Source organism: Kosakonia sp. LAM2021 (genome assembly GCF_016620385.1).
GTDB classification, from domain to species: Bacteria; Pseudomonadota; Gammaproteobacteria; order Enterobacterales; family Enterobacteriaceae; genus Kosakonia; species Kosakonia sacchari.
In genome coordinates, this window is the sequence record NZ_JAENHT010000002.1 from 114439 (window position 1) to 140518 (window position 26080).

A 26080-nucleotide genomic window follows, 5' to 3' on the forward strand; every position below is an offset into this window, starting at 1 on the left:
ACCAAAAATAACCGTTTCGCTGACATTAAGAATTACTGCTTATTTTATTTCTCTGCTCTGGTCTGTTCTATGCTTATCAGTTCTGTCTGAACCTTATAAGGAACAGGATATATGAGAGCACTGACTTATCACGGCGCGCATAAAGTTAGCGTTGATAACCGCCCCGATCCGGTTATTGAATCTTCAGACGATATTATTCTTCGCGTTACCGCAACGGCAATTTGTGGTTCCGATCTGCATCTTTATCACGGGAAAATACCGGGCACCAATCACGGCGATATATTCGGTCATGAATTTATGGGCGAAGTGGTGGAAACCGGGCCGGGCGTCCATGCTGTCAGCAAAGGCGACCGGGTAGTGATCCCTTTTGTCATTGCCTGCGGGGAGTGCTTTTTCTGCAAACTTCACCAGTACTCGGCCTGTGAACAAACCAATTCCGGCAAAGGCGCGGCGCTGAACCGCAAGGGCATCACGCCGCCTGCGGCGCTGTTCGGTTACAGCGATTTATACGGCGGTATTCCCGGCGGCCAGGCCGAATATGTGCGCGTGCCGAAAGCGAACACCGGGCCGTTTAAAGTGCCGGACAAACTGGCTGATGAGAAAGTGCTGTTTCTCTCCGATATTCTGCCTACCGCCTGGCAGGCGGTGAAAAACGCCGAGGTGAAACCCGGCTCCAGCGTGGCGATTTACGGTGCCGGGCCAGTCGGTTTACTCACGGCGGCCTGCGCGCGTCTGGAGGGAGCCGAACAGATCTTTATGATTGATGACAGCGACTACCGGCTGGCTTTTGCCCGCGATCGCTATGGCGTGATACCGATTAACTTCGATAACAATGACGATCCTGCGGCCTGGATTATTGAAAACACGGCGGGTCACCGTGGCGTTGACGCCGTTATCGATGCCGTGGGATTCGAAGCCAAAGGTAGCACCACCGAAACGGTGCTCAGTACGCTGAAAATCGAAGGCAGTAGCGGGAAAGTGCTCCGCCAGGCGATCGCCGCTACGCGACGCGGCGGGATTGTCAGCGTGCCGGGCGTATATGCTGGTTTTATCCATGCGTTTATGTTTGGCGATGCTTTCGACAAAGGGCTGACGTTCAAAATGGGCCAGACGCATGTGCATGCGTATCTGCCGGATTTGTTACCGCTGATTGAGTCTGGCCATTTGAAACCGGAAGAAATCGTTACGCACCACCTGCCGCTGGAAGAGGCCGCTCGCGGCTATGACATCTTCGATAAACATGCCGAAGATTGCCGCAAAGTGATCCTCGTACCGGGCCTGAATGCACAAAAAGCGACGATTTGACCTGTCGCTTTTTGGCTAACACCCGCGGGAATTGCTAGGACGTGCCATGCCTCTCCCGGCGAGGAGAGGCATACCGAAGCGCTGGAGCTTAAATAAAGGTGAAAATCTCGTCGCGCGACAGGCGCGATTTTGGCAGCGCGGCGTTGAAATCGTTGTCGCTGCGAACACCGAGCGACGCCAGCACCACGCTGGTCAGCCCTTTCTCACGCAGGCCGAGGGAGAGATCCAGTTCGCGCTGGTCGAAACCTTCCATCGGTGTGGCATCAATCCCCAGCATTGCCGCACCCAGCAGCAGGCCGCCAAGCGCCAGATAAACCTGTTTTTCCATCCACTGCGGCAGATCGCGCTGCTCATAACGGTGAATCGCTACGTACGAACGGCGGCCTTTATCCTGACCCGCTTTTGCCGCTTCGTCTTTAAAGCGACCATCTTTCTGCTCTTGTTCCAGTACATTTTGCAGGTGCTGCTCATCAAGATCGCTGCGGATGCACAAGGCGATAACGTGAGACGCATTGACGATTTTCGGCTCGTTATAGATGAACGCCGCAGTGGCGGATTTCGCCATTGCCGCGCGGCCTTCCGGCGTGGAGGCGACCACAAAGTGCCACGGTTGCGAGTTCACTGAAGAGGGGCTGTTTTGCAGCACGTTGAGCAAGGTGTCGATTTTATCCTGCGGCAGCGTTTTGCCGGGTTCAAAGGCTTTCACGGTATGGCGGGCAATTACCGCATCATCAAGTGTCATTGTCGTTCTCCTGCGCAATAGATGAAAAATTCGGGGCGAACCGTCCCGTAGAGTGTGACGAGAATAAACACAAAGCGGCACAAGATAAATCGGTGTAAAAAGGCAGCACTTTCACTCGGCGAGTGAAAATGGTGTTTGCCAGGACGCTGTTTTCTGGCAAAACAGAGAAGCCACTCGCCTGTTATTCATCCTGCGGAGAAACCATGATTCGGCTGGAAGATGTCACGCTGTTCGTCCGTTCAGCGCTACTGGGAAGTTTTTCAAACGCGGCGCGCGAAGCCGGGCTGTTGCCAGGCCAGGTGAGCGCGGCGGTACACCGGCTGGAGCGCGATCTGGATAAACGGCTGTTTGTCCGATCCACGCGCAGTTTGCGCCTCACCGCCGAAGGGGAAAAATATCTCCCTTTCGCCCAGGAGATGCTGGCGGTTGTCGCGGCCGGTGCGGAGAGTCTGCACAGCGGCGATAAAGAGATTCAGGGCGAACTGCGCGTGGCGGTGCCTTCCGATATTGGCCGCAATGTGCTGCTGCCGCTGATTACGCGCTTTTGCGAGCAGCACCCCAAAGTGTCGCTGCGGCTTTCGCTGTCCGATCAAATCAGCGATGTCTTTCGCGATCCGGTCGATATCGCCATTCGTTACGGCGTGCTGGACAACAACAGCTATGTCGCCTTGCCGCTGGCGGAGGATAACCGTCGTGTGCTGGCGGCGTCACCGGCTTACCTGGCGCAGCACGGACGCCCGCAAACGCTCGATGACGTGGTCAATCACCACTGTTTACTCTTCACCATGAACAGCCAGGTGTATGACAAATGGAGCTTTCCGGAAAACGGCATGCGCCGCCAGTTGATCGTCAAAAGCCGGATGCTGTGCGACGACGCTGATGTTGCCCGGCGTTGGGCGCTGGAAGGCATGGGGATTATTTATAAATCGTGGATCGATATCAGCGCCGATGTGCTGGCAGGGCGACTGGAAGTACTGTTGCCACAACACCCCGGCGAAGCCACGCCGCTGAATCTGATTTGCCCGCATCGCAAACAGTTTTCCCCGGCAATTCGCCATCTGCATAGCGTGCTGCGCGAACATCTGCGGCCGATCACCGCGTTGCTGCACACTCACCCGGCTTTTAAACCGCACGGATGACCAAAAAATGTACGCCACTGCGCGCCAGGATTAACCTCTTTGCACAGGATATTACGCACTCTTACGGAGGTATCAGCACATGGCTTTACGTTCACTGGGTACAACAGGATTACAGATCCCGACACTGGTTTTCGGCGGCAACGTTTTTGGCTGGACGGTCGATGAAAAGCAGAGCTTCAGCTTGCTGGATGCGCTGCTGGAAAGGGGTTTTAGCGCTATCGATACCGCCGATGTTTACTCGCGCTGGGCGCCGGGCAATAAAGGCGGCGAATCGGAAACCATTATTGGCAACTGGCTGGCGGCGCATCCTGGCGCGCGCGACAAAGTCACGCTGTTTACCAAAGTCGGCGCCGATATGGGCGAAGCGGGTAAAAAAGGCCTTTCCGCGCGCTGGATCACCCAGGCGGTGGAAGATTCGTTACGCCGCCTGCAAACGGACTATATCGATCTCTATTTCTCACACTGGCCAGACAGCGAAACCGCTTATGACGAAACGCTCGGCGCGTATGAAAAACTGCTGAAAGCCGGGAAAATCCGCGCCATTGGCGCATCCAACCTGAACGCCGAACAACTGGGCGAATCGCTAAAAGTGGCAGACGCCAAAGGCCTGCCTCGCTACCAGGTGCTGCAACCGGAATACAATCTTTATGACCGTTCCAGCTTTGAAGGCGCATTGCAGGATTTAACGATACGGGAAAATATTGGCGTGGTGACCTATTACAGCCTCGCGTCCGGTTTCTTGTCCGGCAAATACCGCAGCGAAAAAGATCTGAGCCAAAGCCAGCGCGGGCAGGGCATCGCCAAATATCTGAACCCGCGAGGTTTCGCCATTGTTGAGGCGCTGGAAAGCGTGGCGGCCAGCCACAATGTGAAACCCGCCGAAGTGGCGCTGGCGTGGCTGATTCAGCAACCGGGCGTTACCGCACCGATTGCCAGTGCCACCAAACTGGCGCATATCGACAGCTTTGTCACCGCCGTGTCGTTAAACCTCTCCACCGATGAAATCGCCGCGCTGAATAACGCAGGCGCGTAACCCCCATTGCCCGGCGGCACCCGCAGCCGGGCTGCATAACCTTATGCGCAATTGAGATAGAACCGCGCACCGATCCAGGCTTCAATACCTTCTTTGAAAACAAAGAGAAGCAGGCAATGACGCAACTTAACTACGCCATAATTGGCGGCACGTCGGGCATTGGATTCGCGCTGGCGAGTAAGCTAGTCGCGCGCGGCAACCGCGTGCTGATTGGCGGGCGCAGCGAGCAGAAGCTTCACACCGCGCTGGAACAGCTGGGCAAGAATGCCACCGGAGGCATCGTTGATATTACCGATCGTGTCTCGCTGCGTACCTTCTTCGACGGGGTTGAGCCGCTGTCGGGGCTGTTTACGCCCGCGGCATCCTATTCGACCGGTCACTTTCGTGATGGTGATGTTGCAACATCGGAAGGGTTGTTCGATGCCAAATTCTGGGCGCAGTACTGGGCAGTGTTCGAAGCACTGCCGTATCTGGACAAATCCGCCTCTGTGGTGTTGATGTCTGGCGCAGCATCGGCCAGACCGATTGGCGCACCGGCCTACGCCGCGTGTAACGCCGCGCTGGAAGGGCTGGCACGCGGACTCGCGGTGGAGTTGCGACCCATCAGGGTTAATTGCCTGTCGCCGGGAACCACCGATAGCGAACTGTGGCGCAACCGCGAAGCCAGCCAGCGGGAAGCGGCATACGATTACTGGAACAGTGTGACGCTGGTACAACGCCCCGGTACGGTGGAAGAGCAGGCCGATTCTGCACTGTTCTTGCTGGACAATAAAAACATGACCGGCAGTACGCTCTACTGCGACGGCGGTTATACGCTGCGCTAGGTCTCACGGTTGATTGATTTGCGCCCGCTTGCCCAGCGCCATACAGATCATCGGCAGCGGCAGGGTGACGACCAGCAGTAACCACAGCAGGGTATACACCGAAGCCACACCGTCGTTTTGCAGATTCGTGTACAGCTTGACCGGAATACCCTGCGGAAAATAGGCGAAGATCATTACGATGCCGAACTCGCCCACTGCCCGCACCCATGCCAGCGCAACGGCGGAGGCAAGCCCCGGCAGCGCCAGCGGCAGAGCCAGGTAACGAAACCGCTGCCAGCTGCCTGCGCCAAGGGTTTGACCCGCTTCGAGGATCGCTTTCGGCACGGTGCTAAATGCGCTGCGTGCCACCACGATAAAATAAGGCAGTGCGCCATAGATTTGCGCCAGCACAAACGCTGCGGGATTGTTGACCAGCGTCAGGCCTGCCTCTGTCAGCCAGTGACCGAAAACGCCGTAAGGACCCCATGCGGATACCAGCAGAATGCCCATCGACAGCGGCGGCGTCAGCAGTGGGATCATCACCAGCAACTCGGTGATGACACGTCTGCGCCCGCGTGCTTGCGCCAACCACCATGCCACCGGCAGCCCAATGACGATAATCAGGCACAGCGCCAGCAGCCCGAGGCCAAGCGACACGGCAATCGCATTCTCATCCCGCCAGGCAAGCCTGAAATGACCCCACGGCGTTTCATGCAGCAGGGTAACAAACGGAATACTGAGCAGCAGCAATGCGGGGAGTGACAGCCAGCCCGCCACTCGCCTGGTCGCGCGCATCAACGATACAGCGCATCGCCTTTCGGCGCGGCGTAACCATACTGATTAAGGATTTTCTGGCCTTGCGCGCTTTGCATAAATGCGACGAATTTTTTCGCCTGATCGGTGCCATTTGGCGCATTCTTCAGCACGGCGGCGTAGAAAACCATCGGTTGGGTATGCAGCACTTGATCGTTACCCGCGCTGTCTTTGATGGTGAAGCTCACGGTGTCATACCACTGTTTCGCCAGCGCCGGGTTGCTGAGGTTGATCTCATCTGGCAGTGCCACATACGGCAGGTGCGCGGAGCGAACTTCGCTCTCGTATCCGGCAGCGGCATCAATTTGCCCGCTTTCCAGGCGCGCCAGCAAACCGCCTTCCTGATGAGTCTGTTCCGGGTTTTGCAACTCTCCCAGCACTTTTTCCGCCATACCTGGCTGGTTATAATATTTTTCCGCCAGCAGCAGCGTAAAGACGATGTTCTGCCCTTTCGGGTCAACATACGGATCGGTACGACCAAAATGGACATCTTTTTGCGCCAGCAGTGTCAGCCAGGAAGCGTCATGTTTTTCATTGGCCTTTGCAAATTGCGCAGCGTACTTCCCTTGCGGGCTGTAGGCCACCACCATGCTAGTGCTGGCGACCGGTACGGCATCGTCGATTAAGCCCGCGTCTTTCAGGATCTGCATCGGGCCTGGGTTAATCGAAACAAACACATCCGCCGTTAGCTTATGGCTCGCCAGCAGACGCGCCATACCGTACGCACCTTGTCCTTGCCCCTGATAATCGCCATTCTGCGCTTTTGCGAACACCGGCCCTAAGCCTTGATCCATTACTTTGCCCATCGAACCGGCGTACGTTACGCGGATATCTTTTGCCATCGCGGGCGCAACGGTAAACACCACCAGAGCCATAACCACTGCCCATTTTCCTGTCAATACACGCTTCATTGCTCTCTCGTTATATACATAAGTAAATAGCGATTATCGGTATCACGCCGGAAAGGAACAATGTAAGCGGCGGACTTGTTGATACTTTGTTGAAGTAAACGCAGCGGTAACGTGCAAAAAACACCTGAGTGACACGCCCTGTCAGGGCGATCGTTTATCTTTCCCTGAGCGAAATCATGGCATTGTGTAATTGTTGCGCTTTGGGCAGAAATTTCATTTTAGTTTTTCGCATTACTGCCGTTAACCACTATGAAAAAACAAGGTTTTACCTGGATAGCAGGGCCGTGGCGCAAGGGTCAGGCCGTAACCGTTAACGTCTTCTGAGACTTAGTATTCCGGAACCCGTCACAATGAAGGAAAGTCACGACAGAAAACACGACCCGTTGATTGAGCGGCTGTGCGAGATCTTCGCGGCGTTGTATCAGGGAAAGATCATTGATAAGGCGTGGCTGTGCGAAAAATTCGGTATCACTGAACGTACGGCTTATCGCGATCTGGCACGGCTTGGGCATATTCTCGATCAGGTTTCGCCGGGGCGGTATAAACTCAGCGTCCATCTTCTTCCTGCCTTGCATAACGGCCATTTGGCGGAGTTCGCCGATTTTACCGGCGTGGCGCACCTTTTTCCGCGTAATGATGGTCAGTCACTGCGTAACAGTATGCAGCACCGCAGCAATATTACCTTTCACGCGCCGAGTAGCCGGGAGAACCGGCAAATTGAAGATGTCCTTAATCAGCTTAATCGCGCCATCACCGGGCATTGCGAAGTGGAATATCACTATCGCGATAAACCCCGGTGCGCACAGCCCTATCGGCTGATTAACCAGTACGGTCTCTGGTATCTGGCGGCGGTGGAAAATGGGCGGCTGAAAGCGTTTGAAGTGGCGCGAATAGAAAACCTGAAAAGCACGACTCTCCGTTTTGAACCCCATACCGAGGTGCTGGCGGAGCTGGAAAACAGCGTCGGCATCCGCTTTGGCTCACGAGTAGAAGCGCTGTTGCGCGTCTCAGCCCACGCCGCCGAATATGTCACCCGTCGGACGCTGTTTCCGGCACAACGCATTGTTGAACAGCATGATGACGGCAGCTTAACGCTCGCCACCGCCATCACCGATCCGCACACGCTGTTCCGCTGGTTGCGCTACTGGTTGCCGGATATCGGCATTCTTTCTCCGGCGTCGCTGCGCGAACAGTTCGAGCAGGATCTGCACCTGCGCTACGCCCACGGCGTGGCGCACAGATAGTGCTTGCGTTTATCGCGCTTACTGACCTAAACCTTACACTGTTCGGCCAGTGAGACCGGGCTACGCCGCGAATATGCTATTAAGCGGACGCTGTTCAGGCGGTTAGCCGTGATACTGCTCGTCGGTCACATGTTCAAGCCAGGTAACCGGGCTGCCGTTTAGTGATTCGGCAATGGCGATATGAGTCATTGCGTTTGTGGCTGTTGCGCCATGCCAGTGTTTCACGTCTTCCGGGATCCAGACGATATCGCCCTGGTTCATCTCCTGGACGGCTTCGCCTTCGCACTGAATCCACCCTTTACCGTGGGTAATAATCAGCGTTTGGCCCAGCGGATGGGTGTGCCACGCGGTACGTGCGCCGGGTTCAAACGTGACCGTCGCACCGCCAACGCGTGCGGGTTCGTCAGCTTTAAATGGCGCGTCGATACGTACGCGCCCGGTGAAATAATCTTGCGGCCCTTGCGCAGAGGGAACCGATGCGCTGCGGATGATTTTCATGTTGTTCTCCCGTGTTTGAATACGTTTTAAAGCGTAGTTGGCAGGCGAGAAATTGTTGCAGGCAGACCGCGCCAGTTCGCGACCAGAACCGCGACTAACGCCGGTAATAAACTCGATTTTCTGCGCCCTATTCGCTCCAAAAGGAAAAGTGACAGGGCGATCATAATCCTCACCGACTACCGGCACTATTGGGGGAAATCGGCATGAGCTTATGAGTAAAACTCATCAATGGCGGCGTGGCGCCATCATCGCGCTGGCAAGAGTAAACAGCGCCATGATCCACGCCATCGTCCACGGCGTTCCGTCGCGAAACCACGTCAGCAGCAGGGACGAGATAATACCGCTGCCATATTGCAGCGAGCCAATCAGCGCCGAGGCAGAACCGGCGATAGAGGGAACAGTGTCGAGCGCGGCGGCGGTTGAGGTGGCGGCGATAATGCCGTTCATCGAAAAGAACAGAAACACCGGAATGATCACCGCCGCAATACCGCCGAACTGCAACTTCACCGCCAGCGCCAGAGTTACCATTGCCAGCGCGGCAATGGTAACGGCAATTTTCAGTAACTTATCTAACGGATGGCGCTGCACCAGCCGCCGGTTCAGAAAGCTCACCCCCATTAAGCCGACAATATTGACGGCAAACAGCCAGCCGTAATATTGCGGATCAATACCGTAATAGCGGATGTAAACGAACGGCGAACCGGTAATAAAGGCATAGGCAGAGACGTAGAAAAAGGTCACACATAGCGTGTAACGCATAAACGCGCGGTTACGCAGCAACGCGAGATAGTTACGAAACACGCCCGGCAGCGAGGCTTTGGTGCGCTTTTCGGCGGGTAAGGTTTCCGGCAGGAAATAGAGCGAAAGAAACATCAGCGCGCCAATTCCCGCCAGCAGCCAAAAAATGGCGTGCCAGCTGGTGATTTGAATAATTTGCCCGCCCGCCAACGGCCCAACGATCGGCGCAATCGCCATAATGATGGTTAACGTTGAGAGCATTTGCGCCGCGCGGGTGCGGGCAAACAGATCGCGGATCATCGCCCGCGCCAGCATCGGCCCGGTACAGGCACCGAAAGCCTGAAACACGCGCCAGAACACCATCTGATGGATTTCTGTGGAGAGCGCGCAGCCGGCAGAACCGATGACAAACAACAGCATGCCAATAAACAGCGGCGTGCGGCGACCAACCGCGTCGCTAATTGGCCCCCAAACCAGCTGCGCCAGCGCGAAGCCGACCAAAAAACCGGTGATGGTCAGTTCGATATCGCCCTGTAACTCTTTTGCCATCAAAGGCATCGCGGGCAGATAAATATCCGTCGACAGGGAGGTAAAGGCCATCAGCGCGCTGAGGATCGCGAGAAATAGCGGCCCGTGGAGCTTGTTGTTCATAAGATCCTGATTAAGTCATGAAGGGAACGCCGGAAAAGGCGGAACGGTATCTTAATCAGTGCGGCACAAATGATAACGCCATTAAATCATAATGGCGTTATGAGCCAGATTCATGAATGGCGTTCACTGACTGTCATGGTGAAAATAACGGGTTGGCTGCTTTCATTGGCGTAATGGTGCGCGGTGTCGGTTTGCGCCACGGCAGAGCAGCCTTCGTCAATAATGAGCGCCGTTTGCCCAACCTGAATATGCAGCGTGCCGTGCTCAACATGCAGAAGCTCAACGGTGCCGGAAGGGTGACCAGGCGAGGCAAACCGTTCACCGGGGAACATCTCCCAGCGCCACATCTCCAGCATATCCGGCCCGCTGGTACCTGCCAGCAACCGCGCAGTGCCGCCGTTTTCGCCCTGCCACAACGTGGGAATGTCTTCTTTGTCTATCAGATGTGCGGTCGGTTTACTGGCGACGTCGACAATATCCGCCACGGAAACGCCCATCGCGGCGGCGATTTTGCACAGCAAAGCGATGCTCGGGTTGGCGAGACATTTTTCAATCTCAACCAGCATGCCTTTGCTGACGCCCGCGCGGCGCGAAAGCTCATCCAGCGAGAGTTTTTGTTGCTTACGAAACGCTTTAATACGCGTTGCCACCGCTTCACTGACGCGATGAACATCGGCGCCTGAATCGGTCGGTTTATTGACTTTTTTGGTCATCGGTCGATACTGTGCAATAAAATGGTCACTAAAAAGGATTATCCGATGCTTTCCGTTCAGCCGTCAATTGATGCTCGTCTTGCCGTCATCGCCCCTGGTTTTCGCGCGCTCAGCGTTTATGTTGATGCCGCGCCGCTACTAAACCCGCAAGTGGGCGAAGCGGCACTGGCAAGTGCGTGTGAATTTGTCGCGGCGGGCGGCCTGGCCTGGGCGGATGCGCATCTGGCAGCATGGGATGAGGTCTTTAAGCGCTTCGGCGCGAAGCCAAAACGCACGCCCTGCTCGGCGCAGGCGCTGCGAAAACGTGTGCAGCGCGACGGTGTGGTACCTGCAATTGACCCGGTGGTGGATCTCTATAATGCCATCAGCCTGCGCTACGCTATTCCGGTCGGTGGCGAGAATATTGCGGCCTATCACGGCGCGCCGCGTTTGACGCTCGCCGAAGGTACGGAGCTGTTCGACATGATGAAAGAGGGCGAGCTGGCGCACGAAACACCAGAGCCGGGGGAAGTTATCTGGCGCGATGACACGGGCGTAACGTGCCGCCGCTGGAACTGGCGACAGGGCGTGCGTACCCGCCTGAGTGCTGCCGACAGCCAGATGTGGTTTATCCTCGAAAGTCTGCCGGAAATGCCGCTGGACGCATTATGTGAGGCAGGCGACGAACTGATCGCCGGATTGCAACGTATGATGCCGGGCTGTCGTGTTGAAAAAACCAGGCTCGGGTTTGATCTCTGAAGGGGGAAGAATGGATTTCACAGGATTGAGCGCCTTTCCGCTGTCGCCGCTGCGCGACGAACGGCTGGATGAAGCGGCTTACGTGAAGTTGATTGAACGGCTGCGTGTTGCCGGAGTCGATTCGATTGGCGCACTGGGCTCGACGGGGTGCTACCCCTATTTCAGCCGTACCGAGCGGGCCAATGCGCTGCGCCTGGCGACGGAGCATTCCGGCGCGGTTCCGGTGATTGCCGGGATTGGCGCGTTGCGCACGCGCGATGTGCTGTGGCTGGCGGAAGATGCGCAGAAAGCGGGCGTTAGCGCTGTGCTGCTGGCACCGGTCTCCTACCACGCCTTAACCGAAGAGGAAGTGTTCAGCCTGTTTGCTGCTGTTACGCGCGAACTCTCTGTGCCGCTCTGCGTGTACGATAACCCCGGCACCACCCATTTCACTTTTAGCGACGAGTTGCTGCTTCGTATTGCCCAGTTGCCCAATATTGGTTCAATCAAAATCCCGCCGATTTCCGCACCCGAGCGGGCTGCGCGCCTGCGCCCGCAAATTCCGCAGAGCATTACGTTGGGTATCAGCGGTGATGCCGTCGCGGTTGACGGTCTTAGCGCCGGATGCGGTGTCTGGTATTCGGTGCTGGGCGGCCTGTTCCCGCAAGCGGCGCTGGCCATTTCCCGCGCGGCGCAGGCCGGTGATTTAACGCAGGCGCGCACCCACTCTGATGCGTTGCAACCCTTGTGGGATCTCTTTAAACGCTATGGCGGCAGCTTGCGGGTGATGGCTACCGCGGCGGAACTGCTGGGCTTAGCGGGTGCATCGTGTTTGCCTGCACCATTGCGGACGCTCACCGGCGATGCGCGCCGCGAGGTGGCGGAAGTGATTGAGCAACTGCGGTTAGCCTGATGATTACTCTTTGAACGTTTCTTTTTGGTTCGTTGCATGGGGTATTTTGTATATCCCATTGACATATCCCATTGGTAAATTATCCTGTCTTTCAGTGTGAAATTTCACCAATGGAGGCGCATGTGGAAAAAACGACACTTTTCAAAAGCAACCGTAGTCAGGCCGTGCGTTTGCCAAAGGCAGTCGCGCTGCCGGAGGACGTGAAACAAGTCGATATCATTGCTGTAGGAAGAACACGCATCATTACCCCCTCCGGGGAGGCCTGGGATAGCTGGTTTGATGGTGAAAGTGTGTCACCAGACTTTATGGCTGCGCGGGAGCAGCCAGGGGATCAGGACAGGGAAGACTTTTGATGCTCAAATTTATGCTGGATACGAATATTTGCATTTTCACTATCAAGAACAAACCTGAGATCGTCAGGCAGGCTTTTAATCAGCACAACGGGCAGATGTGTATCAGCTCTGTCACGTTGATGGAGCTGATTTATGGCGCCGAGAAATCAGCCATCCCCGAAAAAAATTTGCGTGTTGTGGAAGGGTTTATGGCGCGCCTGGAAGTGCTGCCATATGGTGTAGATGCTGCTGTTCATACAGGTCAGTTGCGTGCGGAGTTAGCCAGAGCTGGTACTCCAGTCGGACCATATGATGCCATGATTGGCGCACATGCTCGCTCACTGGGACTGGTACTTGTCAGCAATAACACTCGTGAGTTTGCCCGTATACCAGGCTTGCGTTTGCAAGACTGGACCTCGCATTAAGCTGGAGATTAAGCCCCAAGCCGTTTCGCCACAAAGCGGGAAATCGCCGGGCCGGTTATCAGCACCAGGATAAACCGCCCGGTCTGCATTGCCATTACAAACGAGATATCAACCTGGCTTGACGAGGCGATAATCGCCACTGTATCTGCCCCGCCGGGGCTGGTGGCGAGGTAGGCAGTGAGCGGATCGATCCCCGCAAACTGCACCAGTAACCAGGCAAAACCGCAGCACACCGCGACAAGCGTCAGCACCGACAGCAGCACGCGCGGTAACGCGCGGGCGGCGTAGCAAACAATCTCCCGCGTAAAACGCAAACCGATACTCCAACCAATCAGCGCGTAAGAAAGTGCCAGTAACCACGGCGGCAATTCCAGCGTCAGCAAACCGGTATCTTCCACCATTATTCCCAGCGCCAACGTTATCAGCATTGGCCCGGAGGGAATTTTGACGCAGCGGGCAATCAGGAAACCTGCGGCAATCACCAGTAATGTTCCGGCGAACGGCAGCCAGCGCACAGGGCCAAACAGGGTAAAGGTGGCGACCGCGTGATCCGCGCTCTCAGTTCCCATCCACATACGGGTCACCAGTACCGCGACCAGCGCCACGATCATCACCCGCAAATACTGCATAAACGCCACCAGGCGAACGTCCGCACCAAAGCTCTCGGCCATAATCGTCATGGCCGCCGCCGCGCCTGGCGACGATCCCCAAATCGCTGTTGAACCGGGGAAAACCTGCAATTTCGCCATGATCCAACCCAGGATTGCACTGGCGAAAATAACGGAGAAAATACAGCTGATAAACAGTGGCCAGTCGGCGGCGATGCGGCCAAATACGGACGGCGGGATCGCATGTGCAATCATCGCGCCGACTACCGCTTGCGCAGCGGCGAAGCATTTTTTACTGACGGTAACAGGCCGGTTGAAGATGGCGAGAAGAATGCCGGAAAACATCGGGCCCAACAGAAGCGCTGCGGGCAGATGAATCAGTTCCATCACAGCAACGAAGAGCAATGAAAGGCCGATTAGCTGTAACCAGTTGCGAAACCAGGGCGCATGTGTCGCCATCAGCGGCACTCCCTGCACGCTACAGCAGCGGCGGCAAGATCAATCAACAGCATAACGCTTCCCGAAAATAACGTGTTGAAAAGCAAGGTTGGGTCTTTGAATGTAAGTGTTCTTCTTCGTCCCTGCAAACGCACTTTCCCTCTCGGCACTGCTATTTGACCGATATTACCTATAATCCCAAGGGGGATTAGCCCTATTTTTGCTTAGTCAGCATATTTACAATCGTGAACTAACAAATAAGCGCTGCGGCAGGCGATCTTTTGCCAACGAATATTTTTTGGAAAATATATTTTTTCTAATTCAACTATTTTCAACTTCCGTAATAATTTGATTGGTATAGGCTATTATATCCATAGGTGTTGATGTTTGTGAAAATTCCTAATCTCATGTTGGCTTCCTTGCGTTATGTAACCATAGTGACTAATTTTTTATTACTCTATGTTTCTGTTGTTCTTTTAAAAGCATTAACTTATTAAAATTTAATGTTTTTTTCGATTCAACTTACGTTAATATTTATTTCTACGTTTTTATTTAAGTTAAAATAATACTTTCGGGCGATTGCCTCATAAAATTTCGTTCTTTCCTAAGTGAAATTCATCTCCAGGCACCCATGATTTCATTATGGATTAAACGGCTTTTTTTATGGATTTTAAGGCTATCGCTAAGAGCGCTCGTTTCAGCATTCTTTGGTGAAAGCCAGGGGCGGTAGCATTTTTTTTTGTTTTATTTATACGTTTGTTTCCAGGTTAATAATGGTATTTTTTGCCAAACGCGATATAACATTCACAATTAATGGAAACATAAATTTGCTTTCGCTAAAATTCGCTGGCAAATAATATTTCCCGGAGGTTGGATATGTATATCATCTCTCAGGATAGCTATTTTGTCATGGGCATGGATAAGCTGCTTAAAGCCATTAATCCGCATGCAACACATACGGTGGTTGCATTTGATCGGGGCGATGGGAAAATATTATTTTTTAGCATGAACTCATTGCTTTATATTTTAAGTGAAGAAAAAGGGTTTAATTCATTTATTTGCACTCGATTTATCTCTATTGATAAATCTTCATCTGTATCCTTGCTGCGGCATGAGATCAGAAAGATACTTAATTTCCTTTAAGGGTCATGAGGATATATATTCCTTTCGCGAAGTCCATTTTAGCGCGACGGAGTATAAAATTATGTTGCGGTTTCTTGAGTACCAATCCAGCGACACGATTTCGCAAGCATTGGGCATCGATAAAAAAATCGTCAGCAATTATAAAAACGCAATACTGCGTAAACTCGGTTTAAACAGTATGGCGGAGCTTATTCATATTTATAATAACTGGAACGACTGTTTTTGCTGCTTCGAAGGTACAGTCATGGAGGATGCGATATTTCTTCCCCGCATCGGGACGAATGAGCTAAAGATGATAAGACGTGGGAATAAGCATGTTTCAGAACCTGCGTTTTCACCTCTCTATTCTGGCACTTTCAGCCATATACCTGCGATAAGGGCAGGCCAGCGTTATTTATTGACAACATAGCAATAGTTTATTGCTTTTATTGCTGTTTATTCAAAACTCTAGTGCGCCTATCCTGCTTCGCATCAGGTTGTTAACCGCAACCACATTGACCGAATCAAGAAAGGATAAGCCACCATGTTATTCGATAAATACGCCCTGAATGCACTCGCATTGACTAACCGTATCGTTATGCCACCGATGACCCGCTCCCGCGCCGGAACGGGTGATGTGGCAACCGATATGATGGCGGATTACTACGCACAGCGCGCCAGTGCCGGGCTGATTATCAGCGAAGGCACACAAATCAGCCAGCAGGGTCAGGGCTACGCCTGGACACCGGGTATTTACAGCGATGCGCAAATTGCGGGCTGGAAAAAAGTGACCGATGCGGTGCATCACGCGGGCGGCACAATCTTTGCTCAACTGTGGCATGTGGGCCGCGTTTCCCACACCGTGTTGCAGCCGGGTAACGCAGCGCCGGTTTCTTCGTCGGCGATTCAGGCCGAAGGCGTAAAAGTGTTTGTTGATGTGGAAGGGCGCGGGCCGGAAAACGGCGTGGGCGATATGGTGCAGCACTCTATGCCGCGTGCGCTGGCTGTGGATGAAATCCCGGCTATCATCAACGATTACGCACAAGCGGCGCGTAACGCGATTGCCGCCGGTTTCGATGGCATCGAACTACACGGTGCGAACGGTTACCTGATTAACCAGTTTATTGATTCGCAGTCTAACCTGCGCGACGACGAATACGGCGGTTCGCTGCAAAACCGCCTGCGCTTTATGAAAGAGGTGGTGGAAGCCGTTTCTGCGGCGATTGGTAAAGAGCGTGTCGGCATTCGCCTGGCACCGCTCACCACGCTGATGGGCTCGCGCGACGATACGCCAGAAGCCACTTATCTCGCGGCGGCCAGCGTTCTGAATGCGATTGGCATTGCTTACATTCACATTGCCGAAGCGGACTGGGACGACGCGCCGGTCATGCCTGCGGCGTTTAAAGAAGCGCTGCGCATTATTTTCCACGGCACGCTGATTTACTCGGGCAAATACACGCCGGAACGCGCCGAAGAGGCGCTGGCGAAAGGCTGGGCGGATTTAATTGGTTTTGGCCGACCGTTTATCGCCAACCCGGATTTGCCGTACCGCCTGCAACATAACCTGCCGCTTAACGAACCGATCAGAGAGAAATTCTTTGGCGGCGGCGCAGAAGGCTACCTGGATTATCCATTACAGAAAGCGTAATAACGAACGGGGGCAAAAGCCCCCGTTTTTACGTGCTGCAAACCGCCGTCAGAAATCATAGGCATTAATAACTTTCATTAATGCCGCGTCATTCTTGTATTTTTCCCGCAGCGTTTTAAGCTGCACCACCGCTTTGCCACAGGTGGCTTGCAGGCTGGCGTCCAGCTCTTTCTGGCGCTGCTCGTCAAGATCCGAATCCTGCTCGCCGGCGAAATGCTCGCACTCTTCGGCAAGGTTGCGGAAATCCTGAACGTCTTTCGGCAACGGGGCGGCGGCAAAACTGCTGTTGAAAATAAAGGCGGTGGAGAGAATAAAAAGGAAGCGCTTCATCGGTGGTTGTCTGTGGAATTTCGAGGCGCTTATCTTACTCCTTAATAATGGTGATGCAGAGAGGGAAACGAACGACTTTTTACGCGTTTTTTTGCGTGCAATATTGAACCGATGCTGCCGATTTCACCGCGTTCTTCCCGCCGTAAAACACCTTCCAGGTTGGTCTTTTCATTTCCTTCTGCCCCGGCAAATACAGCCCGCCCACAGGCACGCTATATTTGTCATGCTGCAAATCGGCCGAATTCAGTCTGGTCGTGATTGCAGATACGCGTTTTTCATAACCTCCTTCACTTCCCTGAGCTGCTTACGCGTTTTATCCAGCGCCGTCGCCAGCCACTCCTCTTTATCACTGTATTTCACCAGCACGATGCAGCCCTGCATCACTTTCACCAGAATATGTTGCCCGGTATTAAACCCGGCATCGCGCAGCCACTTGCCGGAAAGCGTGATGCTCGGCGTGCTTGCGTCGCCCTGATTCGGGCGATATCGCACAATTACGTTGTGCTCGGTTCCGGCAATGGTGAAGTCTGAGGTAGAATGCGGATCAGCCATTATCAACTCCTTGATAGTTGGGGATGGTTAGCTCTCGTCTGGTATTGCGAGTACCTGGCGAGAGCGTTTAAGCATCAGGACGACTTATTGTTGGGTACGTACCTGAGTGATTAAATCTTACGCTTTAGGTACGTACATGACAACCACCAAACGCGATACGAATAAGTCAAAATGCGGCAAAGCTCCCACATTTCAAATGAGGATTACGCCGGAGTTAAAAGCACAGTTTGAGGCGGCGGCAGCCGAAGAAGGGGTGAGCTTAGGTCAATGGCTTAAGAACTTAGCTCGTAACGAGCTTCGTAATAAAGGAATCGAGCCAAATGGGTAAGACATATATTAAGATTATTTTTAAATTTTTACTTAGCATCTGTTTCAACAACATCATTAAAGGTGTTTTTTAAATTAAAAATCCTTTCAGAATAAACTTTCTCTCTCTCGCTCATAACTTGATTAATCTGTTTTATTTCATTGATGTATTGGTTTCTTGTGCTTTCAATAACGCTGTAATTATACTTTTCTACTGCCCCCTCCAGTGCTGAATTTAATGGGCGCATTGATTGTAAATGTTCTGAGTTAAGTTGGTTGATTTGTTTGCTAAGAATAGATGCTGTAGTTTCTTTTTTATCGGCAATCTCAAGTTCTTTTGATGCCCAAATAAAACCAACTATTCCACTAAGAAGGCAAAATATAGAAAAGAATGCCAGGAAAGGCCATGCGCTCTTTATTGATTGCTGCGATTTAATACTGTTATTAATAATTCTAAAAAACAGCATTACCGACAAAGCTAATAAACCTAGGTAACCATATTTTAAGAATTCAGGGAACATTAATAACTGTCCTTGTAAAGATAAAGAATGGAAGGGTTTAAATACTTCTGGAAATATCATAATGAAGTGCAATTCTAACTTTTGGCGGAAGATCACAGGAGTCGAACCTGCCCGGGACCGCTGGCGGCCCCAACTGGATTTGAAGTCCAGCCACCTCACCGGAGATGACGATCTTCCGCGCCTGCATTGCTACATGGAGGCGGGGCGCATTATAGCTACTTTCAGGCATTTACCACATACCTCCGTCATAAATTTTCGCATTGTGCTTCCGCCGCAAACGGTTGTTTAAGATAAATCTTCATCTTTTCCATGGCTTAGGTATTTTTCAACCGCTAAAGGAACCGCGATCACAGAAAAGAATAAACGTAATCAGATAACAAAAATTCGCAATACCCGGCTGAAATCCAATCGTTTACAACGTCTGAAACCGCTTCTTGCGTATTTTTCATGCGTAAAGGAAACAAAAATGGACAGTCAGATTATTTCTGTGAAAGAAAAGATTGGCTACGGCATGGGTGACGCCGCCAGCCATATCGTCTTTGATAACGTAATGCTGTACATGATGTTCTTTTATACCGATATCTTTGGCATTCCCGCCGGGTTTGTCGGCACCATGTTTCTGCTGGCGCGTGCATTAGACGCCGTTTCGGACCCGTGCATGGGGCTGCTCGCCGACCGAACCCGCAGCCGCTGGGGCAAGTTCCGTCCGTGGATAATTTTTGGCGCGTTGCCGTTCGGCATTGTGTGCGTTCTGGCCTACAGCACGCCGGATCTCAGCCTTAGCGGCAAGATGATCTACGCCGCTGTCACTTATACGTTACTCACCCTGCTTTACACCGTGGTCAACATTCCTTATTGCGCCCTCGGCGGTGTGATCACCAACGACCCGCAGCAGCGCATCTCGCTGCAATCCTGGCGCTTCGTGCTGGCGACGGCGGGCGGCATGCTCTCTACCGTGCTGATGATGCCGCTGGTGAAACTGATTGGCGGCGATGACAAAGTTTTCGGTTTTCAGGGCGGTATCGCGGTGCTCTCCGTGGTCGCCTTTATGATGCTGGCGTTCTGCTTCTTCACCACCAAAGAGCGTATTCAGGCACCGCCGAGCACCACCGGCATGCGTGAAGACCTGCGCGATATCTGGCAAAACGACCAGTGGCGCATCGTGGGTCTGCTAACCATTCTGAATATTCTCGCGGTCTGCGTGCGCGGCGGCGCGATGATGTATTACGTCACCTGGATCATGGGCGATGCCGCCATTTTCACCGCGTTTCTCACTACCTACTGCGTCGGCAACCTGATCGGCAGCGCACTGGCTAAGCCGCTCACCGACTGGAAATGCAAAGTCACCATCTTCTGGTGGACCAACGCGGCGCTTACCGTGCTCAGTATCGCCATGTTCTTCGTGCCGATTCAGGCCAGCGTCACCATGTTCATCTTTATCTTCGTCATCGGCGTGCTGCATCAGCTCGTCACGCCGATCCAGTGGGTGATGATGTCCGACACCGTAGATTACGGCGAATGGTGCAACGGTAAACGTCTCACCGGCATCAGCTTCGCAGGTACGTTGTTCGTGTTGAAACTTGGCCTCGCTTTCGGCGGTGCACTGATTGGCTGGGCGCTGGCGGGCGGTGGTTACAATGCCGCGGCGCAGAGCCAGAACAGCGCCACTATCAGCATCATCATTGCGCTGTTTACGCTGGTTCCGGCGACCTGTTACTTGCTGAGCGCTTTTATCGCCAAACGCTACTACACCCTGAAAACACCGTTCCTCAAAACGATCATGGAACAGCTGGCGCGCGGCGAGCACCGCAGCCAGCAACGGTTTGGGCATGTTTCACCACGGGAAGAGTGACTGTAAGGAGTCATGCATGAAAATCAGTGATGGCAACTGGCTTATCCAGCCGGGTCTGACATTGATCCAGCCGGTGCAGGTGTTTGAAGTCGAACAACAGGGTAATGAGATGGCGGTCTATGCCGCCCCGCGCGATGTGCGCGAGCGCACCTGGCAACTGGATACGCCGCTCTTCACCCTGCGTTTTTTCTCGCCGCAGGAAGGGATTATTGGCGTGCGTATCGAACATTTTCAGGGAGCAATAGATAACGGCCCGCACTTCCCGCTTAATGTTGCGCAAGACGTCCACGTGGAAATGCGCAATACCGACGATTTTGCCGAGCTGCAAAGCGGTGCGCTCAGTGTGCGCATAGCTAAAGGTGAAAACTGGGCGCTCGATTTCCTGCGAGATGGCGTGCGTATTACCGGTAGCCAGTTAAAAAACAACGGTTACGTGCAGGATGGCAACAGTGGCCGCAATTACCTGTTTGAGCGGCTGGATTTGGGCGTGGGTGAAACGGTCTATGGCCTCGGCGAGCGCTTTACCGCGCTGGTTCGCAACGGGCAAATGGTGGAAACCTGGAACCGCGATGGCGGCACCAGCACCGAACAATCGTATAAAAATATCCCCTTTTATCTCACCAATCGTGGCTACGGCGTGCTGGTAAACCATCCGCAAGCGGTGGAGTTTGAAGTGGGTTCGGAGAAAGTATCGAAAGTGCAGTTCAGCGTTGAAGGAGAATATCTCGAATATTTCGTGATCGATGGCCCAACGCCGCAGGACGTGCTGAACCGTTATACGCAATTGACCGGTCGTCCGGCGTTGCCGCCAGCCTGGTCGTTCGGTTTGTGGCTCACCACCTCGTTTACCACCAACTACGACGAAGCGACGGTGAACAGCTTTATTGACGGCATGGCGGAGCGTCAGTTGCCGCTGCACGTTTTCCACTTCGACTGTTTCTGGATGAAAGCCTTCCAGTGGTGCGATTTTGAGTGGGACCCGGTGACCTTCCCGGATCCGGCCGGGATGATCAAACGCCTGAAAGCGCGCGGGCTGAAAATCTGCGTCTGGATAAACCCTTATATCGGCCAGAAATCCCCGGTTTTTCGTGAGCTGAAAGAGAAGGGCTACCTGCTGAAACGCGCGGACGGTTCGCTGTGGCAGTGGGATAAATGGCAGCCGGGGCTGGCGATTTATGATTTCACCAACCCGGAAGCCTGCCAGTGGTACGCAAATAAACTCAAAGCGTTAGTGGCGATGGGCGTGGACTGCTTCAAAACCGACTTTGGCGAGCGCATCCCGACTGATGTGGTGTGGCATAACGGCGCATGTCCGCAGAAAATGCACAACCATTACGCGTACATCTACAACGAGCTGGTGTGGAACGTGCTGAAAGAAACCGTTGGCGAGCAGGACGCGGTGCTGTTTGCCCGCTCGGCATCCGTTGGTGCGCAACAGTTCCCGGTACACTGGGGCGGCGACTGCTACGCCAACTATGAATCGATGGCGGAAAGCCTGCGCGGCGGGCTATCAATTGGCCTGTCTGGTTTTGGTTTCTGGAGCCATGATATTGGCGGCTTTGAAAACACCGCTCCCGCGCATGTTTACAAACGCTGGTGTGCGTTTGGCTTGCTCTCCAGCCACAGCCGCTTACATGGCAGCAAATCTTACCGTGTGCCGTGGGCGTACGATGACGAGTCCTGCGATGTGGTGCGCCACTTCACGCAGCTAAAATGCCGTTTGATGCCGTACCTTTACCGCCAGGCTGCGCTGGCACACGAATTGGGTTTGCCGATGATGCGTGCCATGATGCTCTCCTTCCCGGACGATCCGGCTTGTGACTATCTCGACCGCCAGTACATGCTGGGCGATGCGCTGCTGGTCGCGCCGGTGTTCAGTGAAGCGGGTGACGTGCAGTTTTACCTGCCGGAAGGACGCTGGACGCATCTGTGGCACAACGACACATTAACCGGCAACCGCTGGCATAAACAGCGCCACGACTTTATGAGCCTGCCGGTGTACGTGCGGGATAACACCCTGCTGGCGCTCGGCAGCAACGACCAGCGTCCGGATTATACCTGGCATGACGGTACCGCTTTCCAGTTGTTTGCGCTGGAAGAGGGACGCGAAGCGTTGTGCGACGTGCCGGATGCCAGCGGTGCGGTGATCTTCCGTTTACGGGCCAAACGCGATGCGGGTGTGATTACCGTACGTAGCGAAGGAGAGTGTCACAACTGGACGCTGTGCCTGCGCAATATCGCGCAGATTGCGGGTGTACAAGGCGCCACGCAATCCGGTAGTGAGTCAGGCGTGGTGATTACGCCGCAAGACGGGGAGATACGGATTACGCTGTGAGTTTTTGCTTCGCGATATTCCTCTCCCGTGAGGGAGAGGGCATATCATGTTCAGGGAGCCGGCTGAGGTGAAGGCGTTGATGTGGATTCCGCCGGAGGCGCAACGACGCCGCCGGAAACCACACCGCCATGCATATTCTGTTTGATTTGCTGTTTCTGCACGTTAATAGCGGAAAGCTCGGCGTTCACCGACGGTTTAAGCGGCGCATCGGCGCGCACACTGCCGCTGGCGGTGAGCTGGAGATTACCGTCGCCGCTGATGGGCAGCGCCGGCCAGCCCCACTCCTGCAATACATTCACCGGCACGCCGCGACCGTTCAGGTTGAGGTTCACGCTACGATCCGGCGTTTGCGCAACCACCGCTTTGGCTTCCAGCAACCCTTGCCCGGTAAAGGCGCTTAGCTCGCTGATGGTGACGACATTGCTGTTGGCGTTCAGCGCCAGCGACGGGCGGCGCACGTCAACGCGATTAAACGTTGCGGCAGCGGCATTCAGCTTCGCCGTGCCACCCCATACGCCCCATTTGCGCTCGCGCACCAGTTGCAGGTTATCGCCGTAACCGTCCAGCGCCGTTATCTGCCACGGGAAAGCCGGATCGATATCAATCACCAGATTGCGGCTGGCGCTGAATTTTTTCAGCGTCACGGTGTTCAGCCACGCGGGCAAATCATCCATCCATAGCTGCTTCCAGTTTTCCGGCAGCGTATATTCCAGCCCGGCAAAGGCGGTGTCGTCCAGCACCAGCGCGTGACCTGCGCGATACCAGTTGCCGGATGTGCGCACCATACCGTTTTCCCAGCGCGAGGTGAACTGTTGCAGCGCGATGCCCTGCGGTGAGAAGTTAGCATTGAGGATCGGGTCGAACAGATGCAGCGAGCCGTAAATAAACTCGCTGGCGTTCATCGACAGCCTGCCGTCTTCGCTTTTCCAGTCGCCATTCATCAGCGTCAGATTGCGCAAACTCAAATCGAGATCGGTGACCGCCCAGCCAGGCCCTTGCAAACGGGCATCGGTCACTTCAACGCGGCCAATTTGCAGCGACGGCAATGTCGTCAATGGGTTAAAGAAATCGAGCAGCGATTTATCGCTTTGCAGGCGGATATCATTCAGCCGAAGATTATTCACTACCCAGCTTCCATTGGCGGCGCGCTGCGCGTCTCCGGTCAGAGAACCGCGCGCCATATCCGCACCGATGGTGGTCAGCGTAACAACATCTTTATCAATACTGCCCTGAATCAGCACGTTACTGGCGGGAACGCCGTTTAACGTCAGCGAACCGGCGCTCATCTGAATTTGCGCCTTGCTGCCCAGTACACTTCCCGCGACAGGCTGCCACGGTGCGACACCGCCAGTAACGCGCTGGGCGCTCAGATCCCAGCCGGTGGTCGGGCTGTTAAATGCCATATTGCTTAATTGCAGACGGTCGGCCTGGAACGGCAGCGGTGCGGCCGCCGGGGATAGATTCAGCGTGCCGTCCTGCAACAAAATGGTATCGACATGCAGAGGATCGGTAATTTGGCGGCTGCTCAGACCGATATCCACCGTTTTGGCGACCAGCGTAGCCGGCTTGCCTTTACGGCCAAAATTCACGCCTTTCAGCAACACATGGGAAGGAGAGGAGAAGCGGTGATCCATCGCTTCGAAAGTGAGGTGATAGTCACTGTTGTCGTTTACCCACTTGCTGACCTGTGTTGCACCCCAGCGGGTTTGCAGCAGGAAATAGCAAGCGATGACCGCCACAAGCAGGGCGATAACAACGACAAGGAGCAGCTTTCCAAGAAATTTCATGATCTTCCATCTCCAGTTGCCAGTCTGGCAGTTATGCACGATTTATGCGCAATGCTCAAGGGCGGAATGATGAAAGGGCGTTACGGCGGCAACGGTTTTCACCCCGTTGCCGCGGGGTTTATCAGTTTTTCTCTGGCGGAAAAATCAGATTCAGTACAATCGCGGTGATCCCGCCTGCGGCGATACCGGAAGAGAGCAGGTTTTTCAGCCAGTCCGGGGCGAATTGCAGGATTTGCGGCTGCTGGGAAACGCCCAGACCAACGGCCAGCGACAGCGCGATAATCAGGATCGCACGGCGGTTCAGCGGTTCGCGGGAAACAATGCGCACGCCGGATGCGGCAATCGTACCGAACATCACCAGCGTTGCACCGCCCAGTACCGGCTCAGGCAGTTGCTGTACAAAAGCGCTGACCGCCGGGAACAGGCCGAGCACCATCAGCATCACCGCAATGAAGAAACCGATATAGCGACTGGCAACGCCAGTCAGTTGAATAACACCGTTGTTCTGGCCGAAGCAGGAGTTCGGGAAAGTATTGAAAACAGCGGAAACAAATGAGTTGAGGCCGTTTGCCAGTACGCCGCCTTTCAGGCGTTTCATATACAGCGGGCCGGCAACAGGCTGCTCGGAAACGTCAGACGTGGCGGTGATGTCACCGATGGTTTCAAGCGAGGTGATCATAAATACCAGCATTAGCGGCAGCAGCAGGGTCCAGTCAATGCTCAGGCCGTAGTAAAGCGGCGTCGGCACCATAAAGGAAGTTGCCGGTGCGCTATAGGCCGGCAGCATGCCCATAAACATCGCCAGCACATAGCCAACGGCCATGGCGATCACCAGCGACGCAATGCGTAAATAGGGATTGCGCTGACGGTTAAGCAGAATAATCAGCCCCAGCACCACGCCTGCCAGCAGCAGGTTTTTCGGCGCGCCGAAGGTGTGGTTGCCCATCGCAGCAAAACCGCCGCCTACGGATGTCAGACCCACCTGAATCAGCGACAGGCCGATAATCATCACCACCACGCCGGAAACCAGCGGAGTAATAATGCGACGCGCAAACGGCAGGATGCGGGAGACAACCATTTCGGTGCAGCTGGCCAGCATCAGGGTGCCGAACAGCGCAGCCATCATCGTGGGCACATCCGCACCGCCAGTTTTCAGCGCGGTTCCACCCATAATCAGTGGCGCAACAAAGTTAAAGCTGGTGCCCTGAATCGAGAGCAGCCCGGAGCCGACCGGTCCCCAGGCTTTGATCTGGATAATAGAGGCGACGCCAGAGGCGAACAGCGACATGCTGATAATGTGCTGAGTGTCCTGAGCCGGTAAACCCAGCGCCTGGCAGATAAGCAGCGCGGGCGTGATAACGCCAACAAACATTGCCAGCAGATGCTGGAGCGCGGCAAACAGGGTCTGCGGCAGCGGCGGGCGATCTTCAAGGCGGTAGATCAGTTCGCTGGGTTGAGTCTGCGCAACCGGTTGCGCACTTTCTGACTCGATGGTGTTTACGGACATCTCAAGCAATCCCCTGATGGAAAAGCGCTGATTTTATCGGACTGTTTGGTAAAAGCAAACGGTTGCTATGCTAAAAACATACTTTTCTAAGGGGTGT

Annotated in this window: 27 protein-coding genes and 1 tRNA gene; 15 read left to right on the plus strand and 13 right to left on the minus strand. The window is 54.3% G+C overall.

Annotated elements, in window-relative coordinates:
• Positions 1-111: 111 nt before the first annotated feature.
• The gene (locus JKP81_RS07005) at positions 112-1305 is read left to right on the plus strand and encodes a zinc-dependent alcohol dehydrogenase (RefSeq protein WP_200551159.1); all 1194 of its coding nucleotides are present in this window, start codon (positions 112-114) and stop codon (positions 1303-1305) included.
• Positions 1306-1393: 88 nt separating this feature from the next.
• Here the strand turns inward: JKP81_RS07005 and nfsB are convergent, their stop codons facing one another.
• The gene (gene nfsB / locus JKP81_RS07010; RefSeq protein WP_200551160.1) at positions 1394-2047 is read right to left on the minus strand and encodes an oxygen-insensitive NAD(P)H nitroreductase; all 654 of its coding nucleotides are present in this window, start codon (positions 2045-2047) and stop codon (positions 1394-1396) included.
• A gap of 203 nt (positions 2048-2250) precedes the next feature.
• Here nfsB and JKP81_RS07015 point away from each other — a divergent pair, with 203 nt between their 5' ends.
• From JKP81_RS07015 to JKP81_RS07025, 3 genes are all read left to right on the plus strand, one after another.
• Positions 2251-3186, plus strand: a complete 936-nt coding sequence (locus JKP81_RS07015) for a LysR family transcriptional regulator (protein ID WP_200551161.1) — start codon at positions 2251-2253, stop codon at positions 3184-3186.
• 79 nt (positions 3187-3265) lie between these two features.
• The gene (locus tag JKP81_RS07020) at positions 3266-4219 is read left to right on the plus strand and encodes an aldo/keto reductase (protein ID WP_200551162.1); all 954 of its coding nucleotides are present in this window, start codon (positions 3266-3268) and stop codon (positions 4217-4219) included.
• 116 nt (positions 4220-4335) lie between these two features.
• Positions 4336-5043, plus strand: coding sequence for an SDR family oxidoreductase (locus JKP81_RS07025; RefSeq protein ID WP_200551163.1), 708 nt, complete (start codon positions 4336-4338; stop codon positions 5041-5043).
• A 3-nt stretch (positions 5044-5046) separates the two neighbouring features.
• Here JKP81_RS07025 and JKP81_RS07030 read toward each other — a convergent pair whose 3' ends face one another.
• The gene (locus JKP81_RS07030; RefSeq protein WP_200551164.1) at positions 5047-5817 is read right to left on the minus strand and encodes a molybdenum ABC transporter permease; all 771 of its coding nucleotides are present in this window, start codon (positions 5815-5817) and stop codon (positions 5047-5049) included.
• Positions 5817-6710 carry an extracellular solute-binding protein gene (locus tag JKP81_RS07035; protein WP_234455564.1) on the minus strand — a complete coding sequence of 298 codons (894 nt, stop codon included), beginning with the start codon at positions 6708-6710 and terminating at the stop codon, positions 5817-5819. The genes JKP81_RS07030 and JKP81_RS07035 overlap by 1 nt, the downstream gene beginning before the upstream one ends.
• Before the next feature lie 386 nt (positions 6711-7096).
• Here JKP81_RS07035 and JKP81_RS07040 point away from each other — a divergent pair, with 386 nt between their 5' ends.
• Positions 7097-7990: a WYL domain-containing protein gene (locus JKP81_RS07040; RefSeq protein ID WP_200551166.1), complete on the plus strand. Its 894-nt coding sequence runs from the start codon at positions 7097-7099 to the stop codon at positions 7988-7990.
• Positions 7991-8092: 102 nt separating this feature from the next.
• On the opposite strand, the gene JKP81_RS07045 is transcribed toward JKP81_RS07040, so the two are convergent.
• From JKP81_RS07045 to JKP81_RS07055, 3 genes are all read right to left on the minus strand, one after another.
• The gene (locus JKP81_RS07045) at positions 8093-8488 is read right to left on the minus strand and encodes a cupin domain-containing protein (protein ID WP_200551167.1); all 396 of its coding nucleotides are present in this window, start codon (positions 8486-8488) and stop codon (positions 8093-8095) included.
• Between the two features lie 225 nt (positions 8489-8713).
• Positions 8714-9877, minus strand: a complete 1164-nt coding sequence (locus tag JKP81_RS07050; protein WP_200551168.1) for a multidrug effflux MFS transporter — start codon at positions 9875-9877, stop codon at positions 8714-8716.
• Positions 9878-9987: 110 nt separating this feature from the next.
• The gene (locus JKP81_RS07055; protein WP_200551169.1) at positions 9988-10590 is read right to left on the minus strand and encodes an XRE family transcriptional regulator; all 603 of its coding nucleotides are present in this window, start codon (positions 10588-10590) and stop codon (positions 9988-9990) included.
• A 45-nt stretch (positions 10591-10635) separates the two neighbouring features.
• Between JKP81_RS07055 and JKP81_RS07060 the strand changes: the two genes are divergently transcribed.
• From JKP81_RS07060 to vapC, 4 genes are all read left to right on the plus strand, one after another.
• Positions 10636-11328, plus strand: a complete 693-nt coding sequence (locus tag JKP81_RS07060; RefSeq protein ID WP_200551170.1) for a B3/4 domain-containing protein — start codon at positions 10636-10638, stop codon at positions 11326-11328.
• 10 nt (positions 11329-11338) lie between these two features.
• On the plus strand, positions 11339-12220 hold the full coding sequence (locus tag JKP81_RS07065; RefSeq protein ID WP_200551171.1) for a dihydrodipicolinate synthase family protein: 882 nt from the start codon (positions 11339-11341) through the stop codon (positions 12218-12220).
• A gap of 110 nt (positions 12221-12330) precedes the next feature.
• Positions 12331-12573 carry a type II toxin-antitoxin system VapB family antitoxin gene (gene vapB, locus JKP81_RS07070; protein ID WP_200551172.1) on the plus strand — a complete coding sequence of 81 codons (243 nt, stop codon included), beginning with the start codon at positions 12331-12333 and terminating at the stop codon, positions 12571-12573.
• A complete protein-coding gene (vapC, locus tag JKP81_RS07075) occupies positions 12573-12977 on the plus strand; it encodes a tRNA(fMet)-specific endonuclease VapC (protein ID WP_200551173.1) in 405 nt (134 codons plus the stop codon). Before vapB ends, vapC begins: the two co-directional genes overlap by 1 nt.
• Positions 12978-12985: 8 nt before the next feature.
• Here the strand turns inward: vapC and JKP81_RS07080 are convergent, their stop codons facing one another.
• The gene (locus JKP81_RS07080) at positions 12986-14044 is read right to left on the minus strand and encodes an AbrB family transcriptional regulator (protein ID WP_200551174.1); all 1059 of its coding nucleotides are present in this window, start codon (positions 14042-14044) and stop codon (positions 12986-12988) included.
• An 855-nt stretch (positions 14045-14899) separates the two neighbouring features.
• Here JKP81_RS07080 and JKP81_RS23550 point away from each other — a divergent pair.
• From JKP81_RS23550 to JKP81_RS07090, 3 genes are all read left to right on the plus strand, one after another.
• Positions 14900-15166 carry a hypothetical protein gene (locus JKP81_RS23550; protein WP_234455549.1) on the plus strand — a complete coding sequence of 89 codons (267 nt, stop codon included), beginning with the start codon at positions 14900-14902 and terminating at the stop codon, positions 15164-15166.
• Positions 15167-15227: 61 nt separating this feature from the next.
• Complete coding sequence (locus JKP81_RS23555; RefSeq protein WP_234455550.1) at positions 15228-15575, plus strand: LuxR C-terminal-related transcriptional regulator; 348 nt, start codon at positions 15228-15230, stop codon at positions 15573-15575.
• Positions 15576-15689: 114 nt separating this feature from the next.
• Complete coding sequence (locus JKP81_RS07090; protein ID WP_200551175.1) at positions 15690-16793, plus strand: alkene reductase; 1104 nt, start codon at positions 15690-15692, stop codon at positions 16791-16793.
• A gap of 48 nt (positions 16794-16841) precedes the next feature.
• Here JKP81_RS07090 and JKP81_RS07095 read toward each other — a convergent pair whose 3' ends face one another.
• A complete protein-coding gene (locus tag JKP81_RS07095) occupies positions 16842-17123 on the minus strand; it encodes a hypothetical protein (RefSeq protein ID WP_200551176.1) in 282 nt (93 codons plus the stop codon).
• A gap of 243 nt (positions 17124-17366) precedes the next feature.
• A complete protein-coding gene (locus tag JKP81_RS07100; RefSeq protein WP_200551177.1) occupies positions 17367-17675 on the minus strand; it encodes a SymE family type I addiction module toxin in 309 nt (102 codons plus the stop codon).
• 136 nt (positions 17676-17811) lie between these two features.
• On the opposite strand from JKP81_RS07100, the gene JKP81_RS07105 reads away from it, so the two are divergent.
• Positions 17812-18003, plus strand: a complete 192-nt coding sequence (locus JKP81_RS07105) for a toxin-antitoxin system HicB family antitoxin (protein ID WP_200551178.1) — start codon at positions 17812-17814, stop codon at positions 18001-18003.
• Positions 18004-18031: 28 nt separating this feature from the next.
• Here the strand turns inward: JKP81_RS07105 and JKP81_RS07110 are convergent, their stop codons facing one another.
• Positions 18032-18598 carry a hypothetical protein gene (locus JKP81_RS07110; RefSeq protein ID WP_200551179.1) on the minus strand — a complete coding sequence of 189 codons (567 nt, stop codon included), beginning with the start codon at positions 18596-18598 and terminating at the stop codon, positions 18032-18034.
• Positions 18585-18679, minus strand: a tRNA-Sec gene (locus JKP81_RS07115). Before JKP81_RS07115 ends, JKP81_RS07110 begins: the two co-directional genes overlap by 14 nt.
• A 289-nt stretch (positions 18680-18968) precedes the next feature.
• Here JKP81_RS07115 and JKP81_RS07120 point away from each other — a divergent pair.
• A complete protein-coding gene (locus JKP81_RS07120) occupies positions 18969-20354 on the plus strand; it encodes a glycoside-pentoside-hexuronide family transporter (protein ID WP_200551180.1) in 1386 nt (461 codons plus the stop codon).
• A 16-nt stretch (positions 20355-20370) separates the two neighbouring features.
• Positions 20371-22689 (plus strand): alpha-xylosidase, encoded by a 2319-nt coding sequence (gene yicI / locus JKP81_RS07125; RefSeq protein ID WP_200551181.1) that lies wholly within the window; start codon positions 20371-20373, stop codon positions 22687-22689.
• Positions 22690-22739: 50 nt separating this feature from the next.
• On the opposite strand, the gene JKP81_RS07130 is transcribed toward yicI, so the two are convergent.
• A complete protein-coding gene (locus JKP81_RS07130; RefSeq protein WP_200551182.1) occupies positions 22740-24476 on the minus strand; it encodes an AsmA family protein in 1737 nt (578 codons plus the stop codon).
• Between the two features lie 121 nt (positions 24477-24597).
• A complete protein-coding gene (locus JKP81_RS07135) occupies positions 24598-25983 on the minus strand; it encodes an NCS2 family protein (protein WP_017458157.1) in 1386 nt (461 codons plus the stop codon).
• Between the last annotated feature and the right edge of the window lie 97 nt (positions 25984-26080).

Bases quoted from the DNA above. Each gene is read 5' to 3' on its own strand.
- JKP81_RS07005 (WP_200551159.1), top strand. From the start codon at position 112: ATGAGAGCACTGACTTATCACGGCGCGCATAAAGTTAGCGTTGATAAC.
- nfsB (WP_200551160.1), bottom strand. From the start codon at position 2,047: ATGACACTTGATGATGCGGTAATTGCCCGCCATACCGTGAAAGCCTTT.
- JKP81_RS07015 (WP_200551161.1), top strand. From the start codon at position 2,251: ATGATTCGGCTGGAAGATGTCACGCTGTTCGTCCGTTCAGCGCTACTG.
- JKP81_RS07020 (WP_200551162.1), top strand. From the start codon at position 3,266: ATGGCTTTACGTTCACTGGGTACAACAGGATTACAGATCCCGACACTG.
- JKP81_RS07025 (WP_200551163.1), top strand. From the start codon at position 4,336: ATGACGCAACTTAACTACGCCATAATTGGCGGCACGTCGGGCATTGGA.
- JKP81_RS07030 (WP_200551164.1), bottom strand. From the start codon at position 5,817: ATGCGCGCGACCAGGCGAGTGGCGGGCTGGCTGTCACTCCCCGCATTG.
- JKP81_RS07035 (WP_234455564.1), bottom strand. From the start codon at position 6,710: ATGGCTCTGGTGGTGTTTACCGTTGCGCCCGCGATGGCAAAAGATATC.
- JKP81_RS07040 (WP_200551166.1), top strand. From the start codon at position 7,097: ATGAAGGAAAGTCACGACAGAAAACACGACCCGTTGATTGAGCGGCTG.
- JKP81_RS07045 (WP_200551167.1), bottom strand. From the start codon at position 8,488: ATGAAAATCATCCGCAGCGCATCGGTTCCCTCTGCGCAAGGGCCGCAA.
- JKP81_RS07050 (WP_200551168.1), bottom strand. From the start codon at position 9,877: ATGAACAACAAGCTCCACGGGCCGCTATTTCTCGCGATCCTCAGCGCG.
- JKP81_RS07055 (WP_200551169.1), bottom strand. From the start codon at position 10,590: ATGACCAAAAAAGTCAATAAACCGACCGATTCAGGCGCCGATGTTCAT.
- JKP81_RS07060 (WP_200551170.1), top strand. From the start codon at position 10,636: ATGCTTTCCGTTCAGCCGTCAATTGATGCTCGTCTTGCCGTCATCGCC.
- JKP81_RS07065 (WP_200551171.1), top strand. From the start codon at position 11,339: ATGGATTTCACAGGATTGAGCGCCTTTCCGCTGTCGCCGCTGCGCGAC.
- vapB (WP_200551172.1), top strand. From the start codon at position 12,331: ATGGAGGCGCATGTGGAAAAAACGACACTTTTCAAAAGCAACCGTAGT.
- vapC (WP_200551173.1), top strand. From the start codon at position 12,573: ATGCTCAAATTTATGCTGGATACGAATATTTGCATTTTCACTATCAAG.
- JKP81_RS07080 (WP_200551174.1), bottom strand. From the start codon at position 14,044: ATGGCGACACATGCGCCCTGGTTTCGCAACTGGTTACAGCTAATCGGC.
- JKP81_RS23550 (WP_234455549.1), top strand. From the start codon at position 14,900: ATGTATATCATCTCTCAGGATAGCTATTTTGTCATGGGCATGGATAAG.
- JKP81_RS23555 (WP_234455550.1), top strand. From the start codon at position 15,228: ATGTTGCGGTTTCTTGAGTACCAATCCAGCGACACGATTTCGCAAGCA.
- JKP81_RS07090 (WP_200551175.1), top strand. From the start codon at position 15,690: ATGTTATTCGATAAATACGCCCTGAATGCACTCGCATTGACTAACCGT.
- JKP81_RS07095 (WP_200551176.1), bottom strand. From the start codon at position 17,123: ATGAAGCGCTTCCTTTTTATTCTCTCCACCGCCTTTATTTTCAACAGC.
- JKP81_RS07100 (WP_200551177.1), bottom strand. From the start codon at position 17,675: ATGGCTGATCCGCATTCTACCTCAGACTTCACCATTGCCGGAACCGAG.
- JKP81_RS07105 (WP_200551178.1), top strand. From the start codon at position 17,812: ATGACAACCACCAAACGCGATACGAATAAGTCAAAATGCGGCAAAGCT.
- JKP81_RS07120 (WP_200551180.1), top strand. From the start codon at position 18,969: ATGGACAGTCAGATTATTTCTGTGAAAGAAAAGATTGGCTACGGCATG.
- yicI (WP_200551181.1), top strand. From the start codon at position 20,371: ATGAAAATCAGTGATGGCAACTGGCTTATCCAGCCGGGTCTGACATTG.
- JKP81_RS07130 (WP_200551182.1), bottom strand. From the start codon at position 24,476: ATGAAATTTCTTGGAAAGCTGCTCCTTGTCGTTGTTATCGCCCTGCTT.
- JKP81_RS07135 (WP_017458157.1), bottom strand. From the start codon at position 25,983: ATGTCCGTAAACACCATCGAGTCAGAAAGTGCGCAACCGGTTGCGCAG.